This window comes from Arthrobacter sp. FW306-07-I (genome assembly GCF_021800405.1).
Classification (GTDB): domain Bacteria; phylum Actinomycetota; class Actinomycetes; order Actinomycetales; family Micrococcaceae; genus Arthrobacter.
The window spans coordinates 450,761-472,609 of record NZ_CP084550.1 but is presented as its reverse complement, the minus strand read 5'-3'; the positions used below and the strand labels follow the sequence as shown (position 1 = coordinate 472,609).

18 protein-coding genes and 3 tRNA genes are annotated in these 21,849 nt (G+C 67.3%); 8 read left to right on the top strand and 13 right to left on the bottom strand.

Going from position 1 to position 21,849, the window contains the following annotated elements; all coding sequences use genetic code 11:
• Positions 1–5: 5 nt before the first annotated feature.
• The 3 genes from LFT46_RS02290 to LFT46_RS02280 all read right to left on the bottom strand — a co-directional run bounded on the left by LFT46_RS02290 (position 6) and on the right by LFT46_RS02280 (position 366).
• Positions 6–81, bottom strand: a tRNA-Phe gene (locus tag LFT46_RS02290).
• Between the two features lie 48 nt (positions 82–129).
• Positions 130–203 (bottom strand) — tRNA-Asp (locus tag LFT46_RS02285).
• Between the two features lie 90 nt (positions 204–293).
• Positions 294–366: transfer RNA gene (locus LFT46_RS02280), tRNA-Glu, on the bottom strand.
• A 163-nt stretch (positions 367–529) separates the two neighbouring features.
• On the opposite strand from LFT46_RS02280, the gene LFT46_RS02275 reads away from it, so the two are divergent.
• Positions 530–1,546 carry a PHP domain-containing protein gene (locus LFT46_RS02275; RefSeq protein WP_236821168.1) on the top strand — a complete coding sequence of 339 codons (1,017 nt, stop codon included), beginning with the start codon at positions 530–532 and terminating at the stop codon, positions 1,544–1,546.
• A gap of 92 nt (positions 1,547–1,638) precedes the next feature.
• Here LFT46_RS02275 and LFT46_RS02270 read toward each other — a convergent pair whose 3' ends face one another.
• A complete protein-coding gene (locus tag LFT46_RS02270) occupies positions 1,639–2,322 on the bottom strand; it encodes a DsbA family protein (protein ID WP_236821167.1) in 684 nt (227 codons plus the stop codon).
• A 78-nt stretch (positions 2,323–2,400) separates the two neighbouring features.
• On the opposite strand from LFT46_RS02270, the gene LFT46_RS02265 reads away from it, so the two are divergent.
• From LFT46_RS02265 to LFT46_RS02250, 4 genes are all read left to right on the top strand, one after another.
• Positions 2,401–3,381 carry a DMT family transporter gene (locus LFT46_RS02265; RefSeq protein WP_442863664.1) on the top strand — a complete coding sequence of 327 codons (981 nt, stop codon included), beginning with the start codon at positions 2,401–2,403 and terminating at the stop codon, positions 3,379–3,381.
• 9 nt (positions 3,382–3,390) lie between these two features.
• On the top strand, positions 3,391–3,819 hold the full coding sequence (locus tag LFT46_RS02260) for a metallopeptidase family protein (protein WP_236800861.1): 429 nt from the start codon (positions 3,391–3,393) through the stop codon (positions 3,817–3,819).
• A gap of 10 nt (positions 3,820–3,829) precedes the next feature.
• Positions 3,830–4,750: a cation diffusion facilitator family transporter gene (locus LFT46_RS02255; RefSeq protein WP_236821166.1), complete on the top strand. Its 921-nt coding sequence runs from the start codon at positions 3,830–3,832 to the stop codon at positions 4,748–4,750.
• Between the two features lie 182 nt (positions 4,751–4,932).
• On the top strand, positions 4,933–6,411 hold the full coding sequence (locus LFT46_RS02250; protein ID WP_236821165.1) for a C40 family peptidase: 1,479 nt from the start codon (positions 4,933–4,935) through the stop codon (positions 6,409–6,411).
• Positions 6,412–6,471: 60 nt separating this feature from the next.
• On the opposite strand, the gene LFT46_RS02245 is transcribed toward LFT46_RS02250, so the two are convergent.
• The 5 genes from LFT46_RS02245 to LFT46_RS02225 all read right to left on the bottom strand — a co-directional run bounded on the left by LFT46_RS02245 (position 6,472) and on the right by LFT46_RS02225 (position 13,488).
• Positions 6,472–7,332: an ABC transporter permease gene (locus tag LFT46_RS02245; protein ID WP_236821969.1), complete on the bottom strand. Its 861-nt coding sequence runs from the start codon at positions 7,330–7,332 to the stop codon at positions 6,472–6,474.
• Positions 7,333–7,345: 13 nt separating this feature from the next.
• Positions 7,346–8,323: an ABC transporter ATP-binding protein gene (locus tag LFT46_RS02240; protein WP_236821164.1), complete on the bottom strand. Its 978-nt coding sequence runs from the start codon at positions 8,321–8,323 to the stop codon at positions 7,346–7,348.
• A 44-nt stretch (positions 8,324–8,367) separates the two neighbouring features.
• The gene (locus LFT46_RS02235) at positions 8,368–9,438 is read right to left on the bottom strand and encodes a LolA family protein (RefSeq protein WP_442863663.1); all 1,071 of its coding nucleotides are present in this window, start codon (positions 9,436–9,438) and stop codon (positions 8,368–8,370) included.
• Positions 9,439–9,537: 99 nt separating this feature from the next.
• Positions 9,538–12,393 (bottom strand): PEP/pyruvate-binding domain-containing protein, encoded by a 2,856-nt coding sequence (locus LFT46_RS02230; RefSeq protein ID WP_236821163.1) that lies wholly within the window; start codon positions 12,391–12,393, stop codon positions 9,538–9,540.
• A 54-nt stretch (positions 12,394–12,447) separates the two neighbouring features.
• Entirely contained in the window at positions 12,448–13,488 is a 1,041-nt protein-coding gene (locus LFT46_RS02225; protein WP_236800856.1) for a universal stress protein, read from the bottom strand.
• Between the two features lie 473 nt (positions 13,489–13,961).
• Here LFT46_RS02225 and LFT46_RS02220 point away from each other — a divergent pair, with 473 nt between their 5' ends.
• Positions 13,962–14,600 (top strand): NAD(P)-binding protein, encoded by a 639-nt coding sequence (locus tag LFT46_RS02220; RefSeq protein WP_236821967.1) that lies wholly within the window; start codon positions 13,962–13,964, stop codon positions 14,598–14,600.
• Between the two features lie 55 nt (positions 14,601–14,655).
• Here LFT46_RS02220 and LFT46_RS02215 read toward each other — a convergent pair whose 3' ends face one another.
• Positions 14,656–15,291, bottom strand: a complete 636-nt coding sequence (locus LFT46_RS02215; RefSeq protein WP_236821162.1) for a copper resistance CopC family protein — start codon at positions 15,289–15,291, stop codon at positions 14,656–14,658.
• Between the two features lie 111 nt (positions 15,292–15,402).
• On the opposite strand from LFT46_RS02215, the gene LFT46_RS02210 reads away from it, so the two are divergent.
• Positions 15,403–16,845: an NCS2 family permease gene (locus LFT46_RS02210; protein WP_236800852.1), complete on the top strand. Its 1,443-nt coding sequence runs from the start codon at positions 15,403–15,405 to the stop codon at positions 16,843–16,845.
• Positions 16,846–16,923: 78 nt separating this feature from the next.
• On the opposite strand, the gene LFT46_RS02205 is transcribed toward LFT46_RS02210, so the two are convergent.
• The gene (locus LFT46_RS02205; protein WP_236800851.1) at positions 16,924–18,228 is read right to left on the bottom strand and encodes a cation:proton antiporter; all 1,305 of its coding nucleotides are present in this window, start codon (positions 18,226–18,228) and stop codon (positions 16,924–16,926) included.
• A 202-nt stretch (positions 18,229–18,430) separates the two neighbouring features.
• Here LFT46_RS02205 and hutG point away from each other — a divergent pair, with 202 nt between their 5' ends.
• Positions 18,431–19,417: a formimidoylglutamase gene (hutG, locus tag LFT46_RS02200; protein WP_236800850.1), complete on the top strand. Its 987-nt coding sequence runs from the start codon at positions 18,431–18,433 to the stop codon at positions 19,415–19,417.
• Positions 19,418–19,456: 39 nt separating this feature from the next.
• Here the strand turns inward: hutG and LFT46_RS02195 are convergent, their stop codons facing one another.
• Together LFT46_RS02195 and LFT46_RS02190 are read right to left on the bottom strand one after the other, a co-directional pair.
• A complete protein-coding gene (locus tag LFT46_RS02195) occupies positions 19,457–20,122 on the bottom strand; it encodes a response regulator (RefSeq protein ID WP_236821161.1) in 666 nt (221 codons plus the stop codon).
• Positions 20,119–21,699, bottom strand: coding sequence for a sensor histidine kinase (locus tag LFT46_RS02190; protein ID WP_236821966.1), 1,581 nt, complete (start codon positions 21,697–21,699; stop codon positions 20,119–20,121). Before LFT46_RS02190 ends, LFT46_RS02195 begins: the two co-directional genes overlap by 4 nt.
• Positions 21,700–21,849: the final 150 nt, after the last annotated feature.

Genomic DNA, 21,849 nt, shown 5'->3' with positions numbered 1-21,849 from the left:
CCCAGTGGTGGCTCCGACCGGCGTCGATCCGGTGACCTTTCGATTTTCAGTCGAACGCTCTACCAACTGAGCTACAGAGCCTAGGTGACTAGTCACCATGACAGCCGGAATCTCTTCCAACAATCAGAGCGACCCTGACGGGACTTGAACCCGCGACCTCCGCCGTGACAGGGCGGCGCGCTAACCAACTGCGCTACAGGGCCTTGCGTTTCTTGCTTCGCAGTATCTCTACCGCTTTTTTCAAGGCTTCCAGCCTACCAGACTTTTTGAGCCTGCTTGACCAGTTCCTTGAGTACCCCCAACGGGATTCGAACCCGTGCCGCCGCCGTGAAAGGGCGGTGTCCTAGGCCGCTAGACGATGGGGGCCAGAACCTGTCCGGAACAAAATAAAAGGCGTCAAGCGGGGCTTTCCGTCTTTGTCCTTTGCGTTCTCCGAACGGGACTCCACAACTATAGGGGGTAACCGGGAATATTCCAAAATTGGCGCAAGACCCCACTTTTCCAGCGCCTTACGGGTAAAGATGGACGGATGGATGCCGTCGCAGCGCTCAACGAGATTGCTTTCTGGCTGGAGCGCGGACGCGCCGCCACCTTCAAGGTCCAGGCCTTCCGCAAGGCGGCAGCTGCCATCAACCCCCTTGGCCCTGACGAAGTGGCATTGCGGGCCCGCACCGGCCGACTCAAGTCCATGAAGGGAATCGGCGACCGGACCTACGCTGTCATCCGGGAGGCCGTGGACGGGCAAGTGCCCGGCTACCTGGCAGACCTCAGGGAGAAGGGCACCCAGCCGTTGGCATCCGGTGGGGCAGACCTCCGGGCGGCGCTGCGTGGCGACCTGCACAGCCACAGCGAATGGTCCGACGGCGGCTCCCCCATTGAGCTGATGGTGGCTGCTGCGGAGGTGCTGGGCAGGGAGTACCTGGCCCTGACCGACCACTCCCCCAACCTCACCATCGCCAATGGACTGTCGCCCGAGCGCCTGGTGGACCAACTGGACGTAGTGGCGGGCATCAACAGCAACGGCGGGGCCACCCGGCTCCTGACCGGGATCGAAGTGGACATCCTGGAGTCCGGCGAGCTCGACCAGGAGCCGGAACTGCTGGACCGCCTGGACATCGTGGTGGCCAGCGTCCACTCAAAGCTGCGCGCCGACCGGAAAACCATGACCACCCGGATGCTCGGCGGCATCCAGGACCCGCAGACCAACATCCTGGGCCACTGCACCGGGCGGCTCGTCGAGGGCTCGCGCGGAACCCGGCCGCCGTCGGACTTCGACGCCAAGGAAGTGTTCGCAGCGTGCGCGGAACACGACGTGGCCGTCGAGATCAATTCCCGCCCGGAGCGGCAGGACCCACCGGACGCCCTGATCCAGTTGGCGCTGGAGGCAGGCTGCCTGTTCTCCATCGACAGTGATGCCCATGCGCCGGGGCAACTGGACTTCCTGCAGTACGGCGCGGAGCGGGCAGCCCGCAACAACGTGCCGCCCGAACGGATCATCACCACCTGGCCGGTGGATAAGCTGCTCGCCTGGGCTGGCGGACAGTAGGGACGGCAAAAGTAGTCGCTGGGGAAAGAAAGGGTCGGCGTAAATAAAGGGCGGCCTTCCCGCCACGGCAGCACCAGCCGGCTGCATCTCCGTTATTTGGCGGCGTCGGCCAGCTTCTGCCGGAAATCCGCTTTGGTGCTTAGCGTCAGCTTCTCCCCGTTGAGGAAGAAGGTGGGCGTGCCGTTGACACCAAGGGCATTGCCGTCGGCGATATCGGCCAGGATGCGGTCTTCGGTTTCGGAGTTGGCGACGGCGGCATCGAACTCCGCGATGTTGAGCCCCAACTCCTGCGCGTAGGTGCGGAACAGGGGCGCCTGGGATTGTTGGTTTCCGGCCCATTGGGACTGGTGTTCGAACAGCTTGTTTGCCATCTGCCGGTACTGGCCCTGTTGTGCGGCCGCCTCCACAGCAAGCGCTGCCTGGCCGGAGTTGGGGTGGGCGGACAGCGGAAAGTACCTGTTGACGAACGTGATCCTGTCCCCGAACTCCGCTTTGAGCTCCTCCACAAAGGGGTGCACGGCCCCGCAGGAGGGGCACTCGAAGTCGAGGAACTCCACCAGCTGCGCCTTTTCCTCGGGGGGTGCGGTGAGCCGGTGGCTGTCCGCGCGCACGAGTTGTTCCTGGCCCGCTGCCGGGGATGCGGACTGCGGGGGCTTGGTGGCAGTGAAAAGGGCATACCAGGCCACCCCGCCCAAGACGATGACAGCCATTGCGATCCAGATGACTCTCCGGATAAGGCGCGGGGTATCACGGGCGGGAACCTGGGGGGAGAGCATAGTCCGCATCCTAGCCGAGGGCACCGACGTGGCCGATTCCCGCCAGTCCGACGCCGGCATCCGCCGTAGATTTATCTCATGCCTTCCACCAGTCCCGCGCGTCAACCTTTTCCTCCGCAAGCTCCAGCTGCTGCTCCCGTCAAGGCACTGGGCGTGGCGGCCATGGTGGTCACCGTGGTCCTGTGGGCCTCGGCGTTCGTGGGCATCCGGGCCATCGGCCCGCACTTCTCCCCCGGCTCCCTGACACTGGGCAGGCTGGCGATTGCCGCCGTCGTCCTGGCTTTCCTGGTGGTGCCACAACTGCTCAAGAGCCGGCTGTTGCCCCAGGGCCGCGAATGGCTGCCCATCCTCGCCTATGGGGTGATGTGGTTCGGCGGGTACAACGTGGCATTGAACGCAGCAGAGCACATCCTGGATGCCGGCACCAGCGCCTTGCTGATCAACGTCAACCCCATCCTGGTGGCCATCATGGCGGGCATCTTCCTCAAGGAAGGCTTTCCGCGCTGGCTGCTGATCGGCAGCACGGTGGCGTTTTCCGGGGTCGCGTTGATCGCCTTTGGCTCGGGCCGGCCGCGCGTACCTGGGGAAAGTTCGACGGCGGACCTGGCGGGTGTGGCGCTTTGCCTCCTTGCAGCGGTGCTCGCCGCGGTCAGCGTCATCATCCAGAAACCGGTGGTGCGGAAATTCCCCGCGGCCCAGGCCACGTGGTTCGGCATCGTGGTGGGAGCCCTGTGCTGCCTGCCCTTTGCAGGGCAGCTGGTGTCCGAAGTGCAGGCCGCCCCGCCGCAGGCCACGCTGGGGCTGGTGTACCTGGGCGTTTTCCCGACCGCCATCGCCTTCACCACCTGGGCTTACGCGTTGTCGCTGGTGGATGCCGGGAAACTCGCCGCCACCACCTACCTGGTCCCCGGCACTACCGTCCTCATCTCCTGGCTGCTCCTGGGCGAGATCCCCACCGCATGGGGGCTGGTGGGCGGGCTGGTGTGCCTGGTGGGAGTGGGGCTGACCCGGCGCAGGACGCCGGCGGACCGCATCCGGCATCAACGCTTCCAGCGGTAGGGTCTGGGCATGACAGCCAACCTGCCGCCGGGCCTGCCGATCGTTCCCGACGGAGGGCATGAGCCTTCCGGTTTCACTATGTCCCCCGACGACTTCGAGGCCGCTGTCCAGGACGCCCTCGACAGCATTCCGGAGCGGCTGGCCCGCGCCATGGACAACGTTGCGGTCTTCATTGACGACGATTACGTGCCCGGGCCCGGGGAAGACCCGGACACCGTGCTGCTGGGACTGTACGAAGGGGTTCCGCTGACGGAGCGCGATTCGTGGTGGGACGCCGGTTCCCTCCCGGACCGGATCACGATCTTCCGCGAACCCATCCTGGAAATCTGCGCCTCCCGGGACGACGTAATCCACGAAGTTGCCGTGACCGTAGTCCACGAAATAGCGCACCACTTCGGGATCTCCGATGACCGGCTGCACGAACTGGGCTGGGGCTAGCCTTGTAATCATGGGACATGACCACAGTCACAGCCACGGGATCACCGGCACCGGGCGGCACCGGAAGCGGCTTGTGGCCGTCCTGGGGATCACCCTTGGCGTGGTGGCCATCCAGATCGTGGGTTCCATTCTCTCCGGGTCGCTTTCCCTCCTGGCGGACGCCGGACATATGCTCTCCGACGCGGCCGGCGTCACCATCGCCCTGCTGGCTGCGTGGATCGCGGGCCGCCCCGCAAGCGATCAGCGGACCTATGGCTTCCAGCGTGCGGAGGTTCTCGCGGCACTGGCCAATGCGCTGATCCTGATCGTGATTTCCGTCGTCATTTTCACCGAAGCCATCAGGCGGTTCGGCGCACCCCCGGAAGTGCGGACGGACATCATGCTGTTTGCCGCCATCCTCGGCGCCGTCGCCAACCTGGTATCGCTGCTGGTCCTGCGAACGGCGCAGGAGGAGAGCCTGAACATCCGCGGCGCCTACCTGGAGGTGCTGGGCGACCTCTTGGGCTCGGTGGCCGTCATCATCGCAGCGGTGGTGATCATGCTGACCGGCTTCCAGGCAGCGGACACCATTGCCTCCGTCCTGATCGCGCTGATGATCCTCCCGCGGGCCTGGAGCCTGCTGCGCGACGTGGTGGACGTCCTCCTGGAAGCCAGCCCCAAAGGAGTGGAGGTCCAGATGATCCGGGAACACATCCTTTCCGTGGCGGGTGTGACGGACGTGCACGACATCCATATCTGGACCATCACGTCAGGCGTACCAGTGTTCTCCGCCCACGTGGTGGTGGAGGACGGAGTACTCAACGCCCGGGGCGCCGACCAGCTGCTGGACAAGCTCATCACCTGTCTGGGCTCGCACTTTGATACCGACCACTGCACCTTCCAACTGGAGCCCGCCAGTCACTCAGAACATGAGGAACGCCAACACGCCTGATCCGACACACCCCGCAAATTCTGCCCCTAATGACACTGTTGTGGTTTATGTTATTGATGTGACTGCTGTTGCTAATGTGCAAAGGGTCACGTAACCTCGGACTGCTGGCGAGCAGCTGAGGGGCACGGTTGTGCCACATCCAGAACCTCACTCCCAGCCTTACCGTTGCGAGGTCTCTGCAGATGGCTTTATCCGGATCCGGCCGCAGGACGGCCGTGCTGTGCGCCGCCGTCGTCCTTTTTGCTTCCGTGGCAACACCTGCAGCCGCGGTCCCGGCGCCATCCCTTCCCTTGACCGTTCCGGCGTCGCCCGGGATTCCCTCGCCCGAGGACATTGCCGCGGCCAAGGCCAGCGAGTCCGCGACGGCGGATAAGGTCACCGACATCGAGCGCATCCTGGCCGACGCGTCCACCGCGCAGCAGGCCGCGTTCGCCGTGGCCATGCAGGCCAATAACGCCTACAGCGAGGCATTGGTGGAACTGCAGCAGCGGACCGAAGCGGCGTCGGTGGCCTCGGCCAAGGCCGGATCCGCCCGGGAACAGCAGGACAAGACCCGCAAGCAGGTGGGCCAGCTCGCCGGTGACCTGTACCGGAACGGAGGCCTGAACCCCACCCTCGGAACGCTGGCCGGCGGCGGTGAAAGCCTGCAGCAGGCCGCCACGCTTGAGGCCCTCTCTGCCAGCCGCAGCCGGGCCTTCGAAGCTGCCGACGCCGCAGCCACTGCCTACCGTTCGCTGACCGCGGCTGCGGAGGACGCCACCAAGGCCGCCGACGATGCGGCCAAGACTGCGGAGCAACGGAAGTCCCAGGCGGAACAGGCGAATGCCGCGCAGGCGAAGGCAGTGGCCGACGCCAAGGCCCAGCGGACCGTCCTGGTGGACCAGCTCGCACAGCTCCGCAACACCACGGTGGCGCTTGAGTCAGCGCGCGTAGATGCTTTGGACCGGCAGCGCGAGGAGGCCCGCCTCGCCGCGCTGTCCGCCGCCGCGGACAAGGCCGCCGCGGACAAAGCCGCCCAGGATCAGGCAGCCCAAAATCAAGCTGGGCAAAACCGGGGTGCCGGCCAGAACAACCGCAGCCAGGACGTGGCACCTGCGGCTCCCGCTCCGGCAGCAGCGGCCCCCGCAGCGCCTGCCGCACCGGCGCCTGCTGCGCCGGTTGCTCCGGCACCTGCCCCTGCTGCGCCGGCACCTGCCCCTGCTGCCCCCGCACCCGCGCCCGTCGCTCCGGCACCCGCACCGGCGCCGGCGCCGGCGCCGGCGCCGGCGCCGGCACCTTCAACGGGTTCGGGCACGTATGAAGCAGCAATCTCCGTGGCCCTGGGAAAGGTGGGCGCTCCGTATTACTACCAGTGGGGCGGAACCGGCGTCTATGGTTTCGACTGCTCCGGATTGGTGCAGAACGCCTTCGCCGCAGCCGGCACCTACCTGCCGCGCACCGCTTCCCAGCAGTACGCGGCCGCCCCGGTCCACGTCCCGATTTCACAGGCCCGCCGCGGCGACCTGCTGGTCTGGGGCTCGGCACCGAACTTCTACCACGTGGCGATCTACCTGGGCAACGGCCAGGTGGTGCAGGCCCTCAACCCGCAGGAAGGCATCACCGTTTCCAGCATCAGCTCGATGGTGGGCATGGAGCTTTACCCGTACGCGGCCCGCTACTGATCCTCACCCACGCGGACCGTCCGCCGGGCGGCGCGGCATTGAAATCCGCCGCCGCCGTCGTCAGCTCAGAATGTCCTTGGTGACGAACCGGCCGTAGGCGAGCGCCCCGAACACTGCCACGTAGCCTGCCTGGAGCAGCGCGTTGCTGGCGAAAGAATCCCACACCACCGGCTGGCGCAGCATGTCGCCGAAGCCAAGCCAGTAGTGGCTGAAAAGCCACGGGTGCAGCCACTCCAGCTGCGGCAGCTGGTCGGCGACCTGCGACACTACCGAGACAACCACGGTGGCGGCCATTGCCCCGACGGGAACCACTGTCAGGGTGGACAGGAACAGCCCAATCGCGGAAAGGCCCGCCAGGGATATCGCCAGGTAGGCGGCGATCAGCACGATGCGCAGGGCAGCTTCGCCCGGCTGGACCACGCCCCCGGAGAGCAGCGTCACCGGGCCTACCGGGAAAAGCGCGGCTCCGATGGCCGCACCGGCTGCGCCCACGGTTAAGGGTGCCGCGACGCAGAAGGCCAGCGCGCCTGCGTACTTGACCAGCAGGAGCCGCACCCGTCCCGCCGGCGCCACCAGCAGGTACCTGAGGGTTCCCAGGTTCGCTTCCCCGGCGATGGTGTCCCCGGCCACCACGCCCACCGCGAGCGGCATGAACAGCGGTACGGAGACCAGCATGGCGGTGAAGGCAACGAACAGGCCGTTTTGGGTGATCCGGTCAAGGAAGGCGGGACCCCGGCCAGGCGGAACGTTGGATGAGACCTTCACTGCGATGGCGATGAGGACCGGGATGGCCGCCAGGGCCAGGAGCAGCGCCCAGGTGCGCCGGCGCCCGAACAGGACCTTGAGCTCGGACCCAAGCAGGGAAAATCCGGAGCTTCGCGGGGCTGCTGCCGGCCGGGCCGTTCCGGCGGCTTCGGGCATGTCGGCGGGCACGCTACTGGGCAACGTCGAATCCTTCCCCGGTAAGGGCAACAAAGCGGTCTTCAAGGCTTTCACGCTCGACGGCGAAGCCCCGGACCCGGACGCCGGCCTGCACCAGGTGCGCCACAACGTCCTCCGGGAGCACCGCCGGCTGTTGGGCGCCGGTTTGAAGCACCGCTACAACAGTCTCCCCGTCGGGTTGAGCACGCGGTCCAGCCTGTCCGGGTTCAGGCGCCAGCCCGAGGCGGGCCAGGACCTCCCGGGCCCTCCCGCCGTCGGGTGTCACCAGCCGGAGCCGGGTGGACCCGGCTTGCCGCAGTTCAGCGAGCGGCCCCTGCGCCACGAGCCTGCCCGCGCTCATGACGGCGGCGTGGGTGCACATCTGGTCCACCTCGGCCAGCAGGTGGCTGGAGACAAAAACGGTGGTGCCCTCATGCGCCAGCGACCGCACCAGGTTGCGGACTTCCCTGGTGCCCTGCGGATCCAGCCCGTTGGTGGGCTCGTCCAGCACCAGCAGGTCCCGCGGCGAGAGCAGGGCGTTGGCAATGCCCAGCCGCTGCTTCATTCCCAGCGAGTACGCGTGCACCCGTTTGCCTGCGGCGTGCTCCAGGCCAACGCGTTCCAGCGCCTGCTGCACGCGCGCCTTCCGGGTGGCGGGCACAGTATGCCGGCTGGCTGAATCCAGCCGGTGGAGGTTGGCGGCGCCGGAGAGGAAAGGGTAAAAGGCCGGCCCTTCAACCAGGGCCCCCACGCGCGGCAAGACCTCGTGGAGTTTGTCCGGCATCTCGCGGCCCAGCAGGCTTACCGTCCCGGCGGACGCAGCCGCCAGCCCCAACAGCATGCGGATGGTGGTGGTCTTGCCGGATCCGTTGGGCCCCAGGAAGCCAAAGACCGTCCCGTGCGGAACGGCCAGGTCCACGTGGTCGACGGCGGCCTGCTGGCCAAAGTGCTTGCTCAGGCCACGGGTTTCAATCGCCAGCGCGCCGCTCACCGCACCAGCCCCCGCCCGGCCACCACTCCCCGTCCGGCCACCACTTACTGGGCCGCTGCTGCTGACTGCAGCCGTTCCGGCGGCACCATTCCCGCGAAGATCCGTCCGTCGTCGGTGACCAGGACGTTGACGAGTGCCGTGGAGAGCAGCCGGCCGCCGGGTACGGCGACGGCAGCCTGGGACAGCAGTGGATCCTTCAGGACGGATTCGGCAGCCGAGGCATTGCCATGCGCCGTGCCCACCACGGTTTCCCAACCGGTGCCGGTGACGGACACCTGTCCCTTGGCACCCTTGTGCATGGCGTCCTGGTGGGAACCGTCCGGACGCTCACGGGACTTGTCCGGAACGGGGAGTTCCTTGACGGTGCTGCCCGGCGGCGGGGTGAAGGCGAAGACGGACTGGTCGGGGACGGCCAGGGAGAGACTGGTGAAACCAGAGCTGAAAGCGGGCTTGTCCGCTCCACGTGCGGTCACCTGGACGGACAGGGGCAAGCCGTTGCGACCGTCGACGGCGATGGCCACCTTGCCCACCAGGGTTGCGTCGCTGCGTGGTTCGATCAGCAGGTTGTATGCTGCCCGGCCGGCAACGGAAACGTCCGGCCCCACGGAAACGGCGGTGGTGGGGTCAACCTTGGACAGGAACTGCTGGGCCACCTCGGCCGGGGTATGCACCCCGCCCGCCCCTTGATGGTCTTTTGGCTGTGCAGGGTCATGGGCGGGCAACGCCAGGTGCGCCGCCGTGTTGTCCTTCGACGAATAGAACCACACGTCGCTGCCGTGGCGGACCACGTCCCGCTCGGCCAGTTGGTCCATCACCTGGACCCGGGCATTGTCCTTTCCATCCAGGAAGACCCGCGCACTGTGTTTGCCGGACAAAAGCTCAATCACCGAAGCTACGCTGCCCGGGGAGGCAGGCGTGGACGGCTTTCCGGCGGCAGGCAGCTCTGGCAGCCCCAGGTCGGCCGACTGCTCCACGGTCCCCGAGAGTGCCTGGACCTGGTGGCTGGCTGCCAGTTCCAGGACCTGGGCGGGCGTCTTGGCAGGCAGGGGGTCGCTGGCCCCTGCCGGGAGGGATCCAGCGAGGGCGCCCGCGGCTATGACTGCCGGGGCCGCCACGGCAGGCAGCCACCGCAGCCACACCCGGCGACCTGGTGCTGTTTTATTGACTTGCAAGCGTCCGCTGGAACCCAGCCTGTTGGAGCCCATAAAGAAAGACTACGCCTGTGCTGGTGGCTCCGCGCCCCTTGGCAGCCCTCCATCCCGGAGCGTTCCTGGATGTTCCGGCACCACGGTTCCCGCGCCGCCGTCGACCGTTATTCTTTGGCCTGTGCTGATGCGCGCGGTGGCGTCCGCCACTCCCACTACGGCGGGAATGCCGTACTCCCTTGCCACCACGGCGCCGTGTGAGTTCGCTCCGCCCATCTCCATCACCAGCCCTCCGGCCGTGAGGAACAGCGGTGTCCAGCCGGGGTCCGTGGAGGGCGCCACCAGGATCTCGCCCGGCTCGAGGCGGGCGCCGACCGGATCCAGGATGACCCTTGCCGGGGCAGTGACCATACCCGCCGAAGCCGGGCTGCCGGCCAGAATTCCATTCCCGGAAGCTCCGTCCCCGGAGTTTCCGACGGCGGCCCGCACCGCTTCCGGTTCGGTCCCGTCCGAGAGCAGCACCCTGGGGATGTGCCGGCGCCTGAGCTCCCTTGCGTACTCCTGGCGGCGGGCTGCGACAACCCGCCGAAGGCCCTGGCCCGGCCCTTCGGTGTCCCGGGCGTTGTCCGCCAGTGCTTGACGGGCCTCAGCGAAGTCCAGGAAGAAGACGTCCTCCCGGCACTCAATGGTGCCCGCCTGCTCCAGCTCCCTGCCCACCAGGAGCAGCTGCCTGCGGACTTCCCCGAGGCCGGTCACCAGCAGGTACTTTGGCAGCTCCCGAAGGCCGGCAAACAACCGCGCCCTCCGCAGCGCAGCAGCCATCAGCATGCCCCTAATCCTGCCACGGGCGGCGGCCTGGGCGACCAACCGGGCCACCTGCTCTTCCGCGTCCTCGGCTGCCTTGCTGAACTGGGCATCAGGTGCCAGGGCCGGGTTATCCAGCCGGAGGTAGTTGGCAAGGACTCCCAGGATGTGTGCCGGCTCCTCCAACCATCGCGGCAGTCCGACGTCGATTTCACCCACTGCCCGCTGGCCGTACCTGTCCAGGAACCTTCCCAGGCCGGCGTCCAGGCGAGCCGGCAGCTCCCCGGCATGGAAAGCGGCCGCCAGGTCGGAAGGATTCTCCGTCAGGAGCGCGGTGCGTGAGTCCGCATCTTCCTGGATGGCCGTTGCGAGGCGCCACAATTCCAGGTCCATTTCCGTGGTGACATTGTGCGGCAGGCCGCGGATCACCGGCTGCAGTTCGTCCCACGCATCCCCGCCAAGCAGCTTTCCGGCAAGGCCCAACATGGCGAAGCCCAGGGCGGGAAGGGGCAGGATGGCGGGCACAATCAAAAACAGGCGTGACCCAACCAGCGATTCGGCGTGGTCGAGGCGCGCCATGGTGTCAACGCCCGTATCGGGAGCCAGTGAGGCCTCAAAGTCCCGGGTGAACTGGTCCAGCCGGTGCAGTGCCGCGCGGGGCCGGAGGAGGGCATGGACGAGAGTGGTGGGAACCTTGGCGCGGATCGCCACCGGCGCGACGTGGCGCAGCAGCCCGAACGGCGTCCTCCTGGTTACCGAAAAGGCCGGGTCCTCCATCAGGCGGCGCATGACGGCGGCGGTCCGCGCTTCCATGATGTCGAAGACCCGGGGAATGATGCGCCGGCCTATGGCGCTGCGGATGGGGGTGGTGAAGTCGACGTAGATCCGCTGCCCGGCCTCGGCGTAGGGTGACGGTCCGCTCCGGGGATCAGGAACAGGAAAGCCGGCGGCCGTGGCCACGGAGGAAGCAATCAGACGGACAGCCGCGAGCCCCATGGGGGTGAGCGGCCGGGTCAGCCCCTGGGCCAGGCTGAAGCAGAGGTACGCCCTGGTGCCGGCAACGGATTTCGCCCGCGGAGCCAGGCCCGCGGCACCGTTGCTCCTCGGAACCGGGTACAGCGTAGTGATCGGCCGGGACTGGGTGAGCCAGAGGACGCCTGCGTGGTCTACGGCCCACTCAGTGTCCTGCGGGGCGCCGAAGTGCTCCTGGGCCTGCAGGCCCAGGCTGGCAAGCGCACGCAACTGGCTGCCCGTCAGGCAGGCAGCAGCATGGCCTTCCGGCAACTCCCGGATTTGCGTCCCGCCACCAGGAAGTGGCCGCACCTCGATGCCCTTGGCGCCCAGTTCCTGTTCCACCACCCTGCCGGTCAGCGCATCGACCACGAAGTGGTCCGGATTAACCGCGCCGGAGACCACCGCCTCGCCCAGGCCTGGACTGGCGTCCAGCATTACCTGCCGGCGGCTGCCGGTGAGGGGATTCGCCGTGAACATGACACCCGCGGTCTCGGCATCCACCATCCGCTGCACCACCACCGCGAGCGCCACCCCCGCAGGGTCAATCCCCAGGCTCGCCCGGTACGCCGTTGCCCGGTCTGTCCACAGCGAGGCCCAGCAATGCCGGACAGCCTCCAGCACCGCAGGCACTCCCACCACGTTGAGGTACGTGTCCTGCTGCCCGGCAAAACTGGCGAAGGGCAGGTCCTCAGCGGTGGCCGAAGACCTGACGGCGACCGGTACGTCGGGACCGAGGGCGGCGTAAGCCTGTTCCACGGCTTGGGCAACAGTGCCCGGAATTGGAGCTGCCAGGATTGCTGCCCGTGCGGTTCCGGCCAGCCCGGCTATGTCGGGTGTGTCCTCGGCGCCGGCCCGTGCTGCCTTCCCCAAGGCTGCGTAGACCCCTGCCAGCGCGGGAAGCAGGGTGTCTGAAGCGCCGATGGCCTGCCGGTACCCAACGGTCGTCAGGCAGAACCCGTCAGGGACCGGCAATCCGGCAGACAACAGCTCACCGAGGTTGGCTGCCTTGCCGCCCACCAATGCCAGCATTCCGGCGCCGAGGCCGCGCAACTCCAGCACCAGTGCGTCCGCGCCGGTGCCGGCCGACGGCGACCCTTGCTGCGCCATGTTCCAGGTGCCGTATGCCTGAAAGCCGTGCTGCCTGGCAGTCCCGGGCCTGGCCTAGGCGACGTCGCCCAGGATTGGGCCGAACCGTCCCCGGTCCGCCATGCGCGGGTCCTCCCTGTCCGGGACCACCATGACCGGTCCCTTGGCGTGGTGAAGCACGCCGTCGGACGTCGAACCCAGGAGCATCCCGGTGAAGCCGCCGCGGCCGCGGGTGCCCACTACCACCAGCTCCACGTGGCGGCTTTCTTCAACGAGCACGTCAACCGGCGAACCGTCCTTCAGCTCGTACTCGGCCTCGAGGTGGGGGTAGTGGCTGCGAAGCCAGGCCATGCCGGCCTCCAGGGTGACCCGGATGTCGTCGAACAGGGCCTTGCGGTCCATCGGCGCCGGCACCCAGGCCAGGGAACCGCTGTACTGGGGTACTGCGCACACCACGCGCAGGGAGGCGCCAAGACGTTCGGCCTGGTCAGCTGCTTCGAGGACGGCAACGCGCGCCTGCTCGGAACCATCCACCCCGACCACCACGACGTTCTCCACTTGCCGGTGCCCGGACTTGGCCTGCTCAGCCTTGACCCGGCGGTCCTCAGTGGTCTCGCCGAGCCGGTCCGAGCAGAACAAGGGCACCGTCACTGTGGGGCATTTGGCATGGGCGGGAAGTGCACTGCTGACCGAGCCCAGGAGCCGGCCCACGAAACCGCCGCGGCCGCGGGTTCCCACCACCAGCAGTTCCGCGCTTTCGGAGATCTCCAGCAGCACTCCTGCCGCGTCACCGTTTTCCACGGAGGAAGTCACGTCCACGTCGTACGGCGCAATCTTCTCCAGCGCCTGCTTGAGGATGGCCTCGGCACCTTCACGGATGACGGAATCGTCCACCGTGGCGTAGCCGCCGTCCAATCCGGACGCGGCGAAGATCGGGACAGAGTAGGCGGTGACGATATGGAGGGGACGACGGCGGCGCTGGGCTTCCCGTGCGGCCCACACCAGGGCGCACTGGCCATGGTCCGAGCCGTCAACGCCCACCACGATGCCATGGGGAGCGTCAGACGCACCGCCACCATCCCGGGCCGGGTCCGGATGCAACTCTCGTGAGCCCATGGGGGCCGCCTCCTCGCGATACGCCTAATGTTGCGGCTATTCTGCCAGAAAACGGCCCCTCCCCCGCACATCCCGATTCCGGGCTGCACCGGCAGGAAAAGACTGTTTCCCGTTTCCCACTATTCTCCGTCCCCACAGGCTTAGCAAGCCTGTTCAGAGGCGATTGAACCCGGTTATCCACAGGCTCGGCCAGGCTGCTCAGGGGCCGTTGGCTCCAGCTATCCACAGGCTTTCCGGCGGCCGCCGGAAAGCGCCTTCACGGCCGCAGGAATGTTTTCTCCATTGGGCTATTCACAGCCGCTTTTGTTCTGTAGTCTTCAGGACATTGTTGGTCCGGGACGCCAAGCGCAACTTCCTGCCAGGACGTTTCCGGCCATACTCTGCGTCCGGACTTTGGGAGTACCGGGACGCGGGCCGGCGAGGATGCCGGCGCCTGCTGAAAGCTTCGAAGGAGGGAAACTGTAGTGTCAAGCGTGCCTGGGGATGCGGGGACCGAACAGACCACCACGGTGATCATTGGCACGGGCCTGTCCGGGCTGGCCGTGGCCGCCGAACTGAGCCGCCACGGGGTGGACTCCATCGTGGTGGACGGGCTGGACATCCTTGGCGCCAACCAACCCGCCAACACCTCCTCACTCCAGCGCTGCGATGCGGCAGACAGCGATACCCTCCGGGAACGGAACGAGATCCTCCGCCATCTCCGCAACTACGCAGCAAGCCATCGTGTCGATGTCCGGAACACCACCCGCGCCGTGCAGCTGACCATGCTGGAAGGCCCGGGACACGAATCGACCCCGCAGTGGCACGTGCACACCCCCACAGGCGTCCTGGTGGCCGACCACATTGTGCTGACCCGGTGCGCCCACAGCCAACTGCGGCGCATGCTCAATGACTTCGGCATTACGGTTGGCCGCAACGTGGCCGCGGCCATGCGGGCCATCGGCATCTACCTGGTGGGCGTGGGCGAACTGATTACGCCCTCGCCCAAGGAAGTACTGCGCCAGGCCAAGACCGTGGGCCAGGCAATCTCCGCCAAGGTCAACCAGGGCACCGCCCAACTACCAGGCGGTACCTTCCCGGCAACGGGGAGCCTTGCGGTGCTGAGCTGCTGACGCTCCACCCCCTTCCCGCCGTCAGGCCCGGGCCTTCCGGCCCTGCTTGCGGCAGCTACTCCCCGCCCTTCCCTCCCGCGTCCCCGTCGCCGTTCAGCCGGCGCCGGGCCAGCACCCCAAGGGCCACCAGCAGCCCCACCGCGACGAGGGCAAAGATCACAATGCTCCATTGGAAGGGCTCCCCCGTCTTAGCCGGCCTGGATGGCTCTTCCGTCACTCCGGGCTGTGCCGTGCCCATGCTCGGTACCGTACCCGCCGCCGTCGAACTTTTCGCCGGGGAAGTTGAGGAGGGGGCAGCCCCAGCTGCGCCGGCGGCCACGGTGAAGGTGAAGGTGCCTTCGATGGGGTGGGAGTCCGAGCCGACTACGCGCCACGCAACGGTATACGCACCCGACGGGCCGCCCTGCCGAAGCTTCTGGGTTGCCACGTTGTCGACAATCCGGACGGAGCCGTCAGCCCATTCCGTGCCGCCCGCATCCTTGATTGAGAAGGACGATCCGATGCCCAGCGGCGTGTTGCTGAAGGTCACGGAAACCTCCTCCGGCGGCGCGGCGAGCGAAGCGCCCTGGGCGGGACTGGTGGACTCTGCAGCATCATGGGCTGAAGCCGGGCCTGCCAGCCCCAGCGCTGCGGCGGCAAAAACAAAGGATCCGAGCACGAGGCCCAGCAACTGGCGGCGGATTTGGCGCATGTTTGGGCTGCTCCTTGTGTTGGCTTCCTTACAGACTAGGCGAATTTGGCGCCCCGCCCCGGGCCGCACCATTAGGATGCAGGTATTCCCACACACTCCCCCGGAGGACTAATGCTTAAGCAAGGCTCTGCCCTGGACCGGTATTTCAGGGTCACCGAGCGCGGTTCAAACCTTTCCCGCGAGGTCCGCGGCGGGTTCGCCACGTTCTTCGCAATGAGCTACATCGTGGTTCTGAACCCCCTGATCCTGTCCGGGCCGGACTCCAACGGCACAACGCTCGGCTTCACCGCGGTTGCCGCCGTGACGGCTCTCGTGGCCGGCGTCCTGACCATCCTCATGGGGGCGTGGGGGCGGCACCCCTTCGCGCTGGCCACCGGCCTGGGCGTCAACGCTTTCGTCGCGGTCACCGTGGCCACCAACCCCGGCCTGACGTGGCCGGACATGATGGGCCTGGTGGTCCTCTCCGGCCTCACCATGCTGATCCTGGTCCTCACCGGTTTCCGGACCGCGGTCTTCAAAGCCGTACCGGAGGGACTCAAGACCGCCATCGTCGTGGGCATCGGGCTTTTCATCGCCTTGATTGGCCTGGTTAACGCCGGCTTCGTGCGGCGCATCCCGGACGTTGCAGGCACCACCGTTCCGGTCGGCCTGGGCTTCGAAGGCAAGCTTCTGGGCTGGCCCACCGCCGTGTTCGTGTTCGGCCTGATCCTGACCATCGCCCTGGTGGTGCGCAAGATCAAGGGCGCCATCCTGATCGGCATCATCACCTCCACGGTGCTGGCCGTCATCCTTGAGACCACCCTGCACATCGGGCCCAGCTTCGACGGCAAGAACTTCAACCCGCAGGGCTGGTCCCTGGTGGCGCCCGCATTCTCCGGCTGGGCCGCACCTGATCTCTCCCTGATCGGCAAGGCGAACCCCTTCGGTGCCTTCGGGCACCTTGGTTTCGTGGCCGCCACGCTGCTGGCCTTCGTCATCCTCCTCAGCATTTTCTTCGACGCCATGGGCACCATGGTGGGCCTGGCCAACGAAGCCGGCACGGTGGACGAGCATGGCAACATCCCCGACGTCGACCGTGTGCTCCAGGTGGACGCACTCGGCGCCATCATCGGCGGCGGCGCCTCAGTATCTTCCAACCAGATCTACGTTGAAGCCGGCGCCGGCATTGGAGAGGGTGCCCGGACGGGCATCGCTTCGATCGTGACCGGCCTGCTGTTCCTCGTGGCCATGTTCTTCACCCCGCTGATCAACCTGGTGCCGTTCGAGGCAGTGGCTCCGGCCCTGGTGGTAGTGGGCTTCATGATGGTGTCCCAGGTGGGCAAGATCGACTGGCAGGACTGGGGCATCGCCATCCCGGCGTTCCTGACCTTCGCCCTGATGCCGTTCACCTACTCGATCGCCAACGGCCTGGGCGCCGGCTTCATCAGCTACGTCCTCATCCGCACCGTTCAGGGCCGCGCCAAGGACATCCACCCCCTCATGTGGGCCGTGGCGGCAGCCTTCCTGCTGTTCTTCTCCATCGGAACCATCGAGGCCGCACTGGGCATGAAGTAACCCTTGCCTGCAGAAGGGGCTGGTGCGGCGGATGCCGTACCAGCCCCTTTGTGTATGACCGGGTTTCTGCAGGCGCGCCTACACCGGGGTGTTCGGGGCCAGCCCCTCGTCCCCGGATACTGCCAGGGCTTTGCGCTGCCGCAGCCGGTCGAGCCGGTTCATCAGCGGTGATGTGGTGGCACCGTGGATCACGATGGACAGCGCAATGACCAACCCAATGAAGGACCAGAGCCAGCGTGCCTGGTCCGTGAAGTGGCCCTCCGCCAGCGCAAACGCAACGTAGTACACGGAACCGATTCCGCGGATGCCGAAGAAAGACAGTGCCACGCGTTCCCGTGGGCCGGTCTTGCCGCCCAGCAGGCCCAGCCAGCCTGCCAGCGGCCGAACCACCAGCAGGAAAGCCAAGGCCACCAGCACTTCCGCAGGGCCGACGCCGGCAAGCAGCCCCCGGGCAATGGCTCCGCCGAGCAGGACCAGGATCACCACCGTCAGAAGCCGTTCCAGCTGCTCAACGTAGGAGTGCAGCACCCGGTGGTAGCCGTGGGTGCGTTCTGCAGCACGGATGGTCACGGCGCAGACAAACACTGCGATGAACCCGTAACCCTCCACCATGTCCGTCAGCCCGTAGGCCAGGAACGTCGCCGCCAGTGCCACGAACCCTTCCGAGTGGTTTGACAGCCGCAGGCTTTCGGCGCGGGCTGAAAAGAACAGCTTGGCCAGCAGCTTGCCGGTGAGGAAGCCGCCGAGAAGCCCGATGGCCAGCCGCCACAGCACGTCCAATCCAAACCATTCACCGAACCACGCGGACGGGCTGGCCCCGGCGACGCTGATGGCAATGGCAAGGTACACGAACGGGAACGCCAGGCCGTCGTTGAGCCCGGCTTCCGAAGTAAGGCCGAACCGGACCTCATCCTCCTTGTCCGCGTGCTCGTCCTGGTCTGCGGGCTCGCCCACCTGTACCTCCGAAGCGAGCACGGGGTCGGTGGGCGCGAGGCTGGCGGCCACCAACAGCGCCGCGCCCAGCCCCAGGCCCAGGAACCACATGCCCAGCAGGGTGAGTCCCACGATGCACAGCGGCATGGCGATGCCCAGGAGCCGCCAGGTGGTGGCCCAGCGCTTGCGTCCCACCGGCCGGTCCAGGGCAAGCCCGGCACCCATCAGCGAGATGATCACGCAAACTTCGGCAAGGTGCATCACGAAGTCGCTGTGTTCCACCGGGTTCGGGTCCGGCAGCGAGGGGATCAGGGCGAAGGCACCCATTCCTGCGCCAAGGAAGACCATCGGCATGGACAGCGGCATATTGCGCAGCAGCTTGGGTAGTACCGCGGCGATGAAAACGGCCAGGCCGGCCGCAGCAAAAAGGATGTCGGGGGGTTCAAACATGGGCTCTCCAGCCTGGAATTGTTGGGTTGACGGCCGGCAGGGATTGCATGCTGCCGCGGACCCGCTGGGTCTCACCCTATTCCCTGTACCCATCGGGGGCGGTTTCCCGCCAATGCCTGGCCACCGGCAGGGTTCTTGGATCCCGGACAGGACGACGGCGGTATTGCTGGTTTTCGCCGCCGGCATGCGGTGAGCTTGGAGAATGTCGTTCCAGCTCTCCGCACTAGATGTCCCGCCCCAGCCTTGGACAGGAAGGTACGACGGCGACGGTCCCGGCCACCGCCGCTGGTGGCAGGCTGTGAATTCCGGCAGTGCGTCGTGGCAGGGAGCGGCCGGGGCTCCGGACAAGGGGTTGCCTCAGCCTGCCAGCCGGAAGCCTGCCGCCTTGCTGGGTTTCGCCAGCGATGAGGGCGTACGGCGCAACAAGGGCCGTACCGGGGCCTCCGCGGCCCCGGCTGCCCTGCGGAAAGCCCTTGGCCCGCTGGCCTTCCACCTGGACCGCGCGGTGGCTGACGTTGGTGACGTGGTGGTGTCAGGGGAAGGCCTGGAAGCCGGCCAGGAACGGCTTGGCCGGGCGGTGGCGGCCCTGCTCGACGCCGGGCACCAGACTGTCGTGCTGGGCGGTGGCCACGAAACTGCCTACGCCAGCTACCTCGGCGTCGCCGCATCGTCCGCCGTCCAAGGTGGGCAGCGCCTCGGCGTCCTGAACCTTGACGCCCACTTCGACCTCCGGGACGAGCCCATTCCCAGTTCAGGGACCCCGTTCCTCCAGATGGCCCGCGCGGAAGCGGACGCCGGCCGCGGATTCCGTTACGCCGTCGTTGGTATCTCGGAACCGAACAATACGCAGGTCCTGTTCGACACCGCCGACAAGCTGGGCGTCCGGTACCTGCTGGACGAGGAGTGCGACGCGGACCGGGTGCGGGACTTTGTCGACGGCTTCCTGGCAGACATTGACGTCCTGTACCTGACCATCGACCTGGACGTGCTGCCTGCCGCCGTCGCGCCCGGGGTGAGCGCACCTGCGGCCTACGGCGTGCCGCTGCCGGTCATATCGGCGGCGTGCCGGCAGGTGGCGCAAAGCGGGAAGCTGCTGCACCTGGATGTAGCGGAACTCAATCCTGCGTTCGACATCGACGGCCGCACCGCCCGCACCGCGGCACGGTTGGTGGACACCCTCCTGCGCTGACGGCCTGTCGGGCTTGGCAGCCTCTTCCCGTTGGCCCGGTCAGGCCTTGAGCACGTACCGGCGCTCCGGACGGCCCACGCCGTACTTGAGCCGCACGTCCAGCGTTCCTTCGTCATGCAGGTACTCCAGGTAGCGGCGCGCGCTGACCCGGGAGGTTCCGAGTTCCTCGGCCACTTCCGCCGCAGACACGTCGCCGGTGGCAGCGTTCAGCGCGGCCTCCACCAGCCTGAGCGTCTCGATGCTGCAGCCCTTGGGGAGTGGACGTTCAGCGCGGTCCAGGCCGAACACCCGGTTGACATCAGACTGTTCCGCAACGTCCTTGGACGCATCCAGGCTTTGGTAGGCGTTGCGGTAGTGCTCCAGCCGTTCCTGCAGGTCCGACTGCGAAAACGGCTTGATCAGGTAGTGGACAATGCCGCCGCGCAGGGCCTTCCGCACGGTTTCCACTTCCCGGGCGGCGCTGATCACCAGCACGTCCAGCTCGGGAGCCACGTCGCGCAGGCGCTGCATCAGGTCCAGGCCATTGATGTCCGGGAGGTGGATGTCCAGCAGCACCAGGTCGGGCTGGAGCCGTCCGGTTTCCGCGATGGCCTGGGCGCCGGTATGCGCCGCGCCCACCACGGTGAAGCCCGACGTGCGCTGGATAAAGCCGGCATGCACCTTGGCCACCATGAAGTCGTCGTCGACGATCAGGACCTTGATCATGGCTGGTTGGTTCCTCGTTTCAGCACAGCGGTAAAGACAGCCCCATTATCGTTGGCCACGGTCAGGTTCCCGCCAGTCCGGCGGCAGACCACCCGGGACAGCGCCAGGCCAAAGCCGCGGCTGCCGGCGGGGCCCGGTTCCTTGGTGGTGAAGCCCTGGCGGAAAATACGGTCGGTGGAGCCACCCGGAACGCCGGGACCGTTGTCCCGCACCGTCACCACCACGTCTTCACCGGCCCTGCCGTCCACCAACACCCTCACGGCTGCGTGCGGGAGGCCCGCGACGGCGTCGAACGCGTTGTCCACGAGGTTCCCCACCACTGTGGTGAGGTCCCGGGACAGCGCGTCATCGACCCTGTCCAGCACTGAGTCCGGGTCCAGCTGCAGGGCTGCGCCGCGTTCGGCGGCAAGGCTGGACTTGGCGATCAGCAGGGCCGCGAGCGCCGGGTCCTTGATCCGGCCGGTCACCTCATCGTTGAGTCGGGTCCGGTCCACGGTGGCACCGTTGACGAACTGGACCACGGAATCGTACTCACCGATCTGGATCAGGCCTGAGATCACGTGCAGCTGGTTGGCGAACTCGTGGGCTTGGGCGCGGAGGGTGTCCGTGGCGGTGCGGGTGGTTCCCAGTTCCTGCTCCAGCTCGGAAAGTTCCGTGCGGTCGCGCAAAGTGGTGACGGAGCCGATCACGCGGCCCCGGGATTCGAACGGCAGCCGGTTCATCACCACCAGCCGGTCCCCCACCAGCAGCAGCTGGTCCGGCCCGGGCTGCGCGCGGGTGAGGACTTCCTTCAGGGCAGGTTCGACGGCGAGTCCCGCCACACGCTTGCCCACACAGTCGGGCGGGAGGCCCAGCAGGGCACGGGCGCTGTGGTTGGCCACCGTAATCCGGTCGTGCAGGTCCAGCGCAACCACGCCTTCCTTGAGGCCGTGCAGCATGGCCTCGCGGTTTTCCACCAGGCTGGTGATTTCGCTCGGCTCCATGCCCAGGGTCTGCCGCTTCACCCGGCGCGACAGCAGCAGGGACCCGGCCACGCCCAGGACACTCGCAACACCCAGGTATGTCAGGAGGTTGGGGACGGCCTCGCCCAGCCGCTCAAGCATGGTGGGATAGCTGCGGCTGATGGAGGCGATCCCGATCATGCGCCCGGTGTCATCCAGGACCGGGACGTGCGCGGACAGCAGTGGGGCCGGCGTCCCGCCCACCACTCCGGTCCAGGCCCTGCCTTCCATCACCCTGCTGGCACCGAGCTCCAGCGGCTCGCCCAGCAGGCTGGGATCCGAGGACGCCACCACGGTCCGGTCGATTCGCGCCAGGGCCACCCTTGAGGAGCCCGACACGATGCGCACCGATTCCGCCACTGCCGGCAGCACGGCGCCGCCGCGCGGTTCCGTCTCGGGGAGGAGTTCACGCACCACCGGGTTTCCGCCCAGGGCTTCTGCAGCGGACAGGGCCCGCCTGCCTTCAGTGCGCTCGAAGGCGGCAGCGGACTGGGCCAGCGAGATGGCCACCACGCCCACCAGGACCGCGAGGACGATGAGCAACTGCAGCAGCAGGTATTGCCCCGCGAGGGACATTCCTCGTCGTCGAGTCACAATGGTCTTCCTGGTGGTGCGGCAGGGCGGGTTCTCCGGCACGGCGGGCTGGCGGGCGAAGTGCGCGCAGCAGCATGGGCGCGGGGCCGGGTGGTACCGGGAACTATATCCCAAAGCCGCGCTCCCGAAGCT

What these genes read in the sequence shown, in the direction of transcription:
- LFT46_RS02275 (WP_236821168.1), top strand. Translation starts at nt 530, where the DNA reads ATGGATGCCGTCGCAGCGCTCAACGAGATTGCTTTCTGGCTGGAGCGC.
- LFT46_RS02270 (WP_236821167.1), bottom strand. Translation starts at nt 2,322, where the DNA reads ATGCTCTCCCCCCAGGTTCCCGCCCGTGATACCCCGCGCCTTATCCGG.
- LFT46_RS02265 (WP_442863664.1), top strand. Translation starts at nt 2,401, where the DNA reads ATGCCTTCCACCAGTCCCGCGCGTCAACCTTTTCCTCCGCAAGCTCCA.
- LFT46_RS02260 (WP_236800861.1), top strand. Translation starts at nt 3,391, where the DNA reads ATGACAGCCAACCTGCCGCCGGGCCTGCCGATCGTTCCCGACGGAGGG.
- LFT46_RS02255 (WP_236821166.1), top strand. Translation starts at nt 3,830, where the DNA reads ATGGGACATGACCACAGTCACAGCCACGGGATCACCGGCACCGGGCGG.
- LFT46_RS02250 (WP_236821165.1), top strand. Translation starts at nt 4,933, where the DNA reads ATGGCTTTATCCGGATCCGGCCGCAGGACGGCCGTGCTGTGCGCCGCC.
- LFT46_RS02245 (WP_236821969.1), bottom strand. Translation starts at nt 7,332, where the DNA reads ATGCCCGAAGCCGCCGGAACGGCCCGGCCGGCAGCAGCCCCGCGAAGC.
- LFT46_RS02230 (WP_236821163.1), bottom strand. Translation starts at nt 12,393, where the DNA reads ATGGCGCAGCAAGGGTCGCCGTCGGCCGGCACCGGCGCGGACGCACTG.
- LFT46_RS02225 (WP_236800856.1), bottom strand. Translation starts at nt 13,488, where the DNA reads ATGGGCTCACGAGAGTTGCATCCGGACCCGGCCCGGGATGGTGGCGGT.
- LFT46_RS02215 (WP_236821162.1), bottom strand. Translation starts at nt 15,291, where the DNA reads ATGCGCCAAATCCGCCGCCAGTTGCTGGGCCTCGTGCTCGGATCCTTT.
- LFT46_RS02210 (WP_236800852.1), top strand. Translation starts at nt 15,403, where the DNA reads ATGCTTAAGCAAGGCTCTGCCCTGGACCGGTATTTCAGGGTCACCGAG.
- LFT46_RS02205 (WP_236800851.1), bottom strand. Translation starts at nt 18,228, where the DNA reads ATGTTTGAACCCCCCGACATCCTTTTTGCTGCGGCCGGCCTGGCCGTT.
- hutG (WP_236800850.1), top strand. Translation starts at nt 18,431, where the DNA reads ATGTCGTTCCAGCTCTCCGCACTAGATGTCCCGCCCCAGCCTTGGACA.
- LFT46_RS02195 (WP_236821161.1), bottom strand. Translation starts at nt 20,122, where the DNA reads ATGATCAAGGTCCTGATCGTCGACGACGACTTCATGGTGGCCAAGGTG.
- LFT46_RS02190 (WP_236821966.1), bottom strand. Translation starts at nt 21,699, where the DNA reads ATGTCCCTCGCGGGGCAATACCTGCTGCTGCAGTTGCTCATCGTCCTC.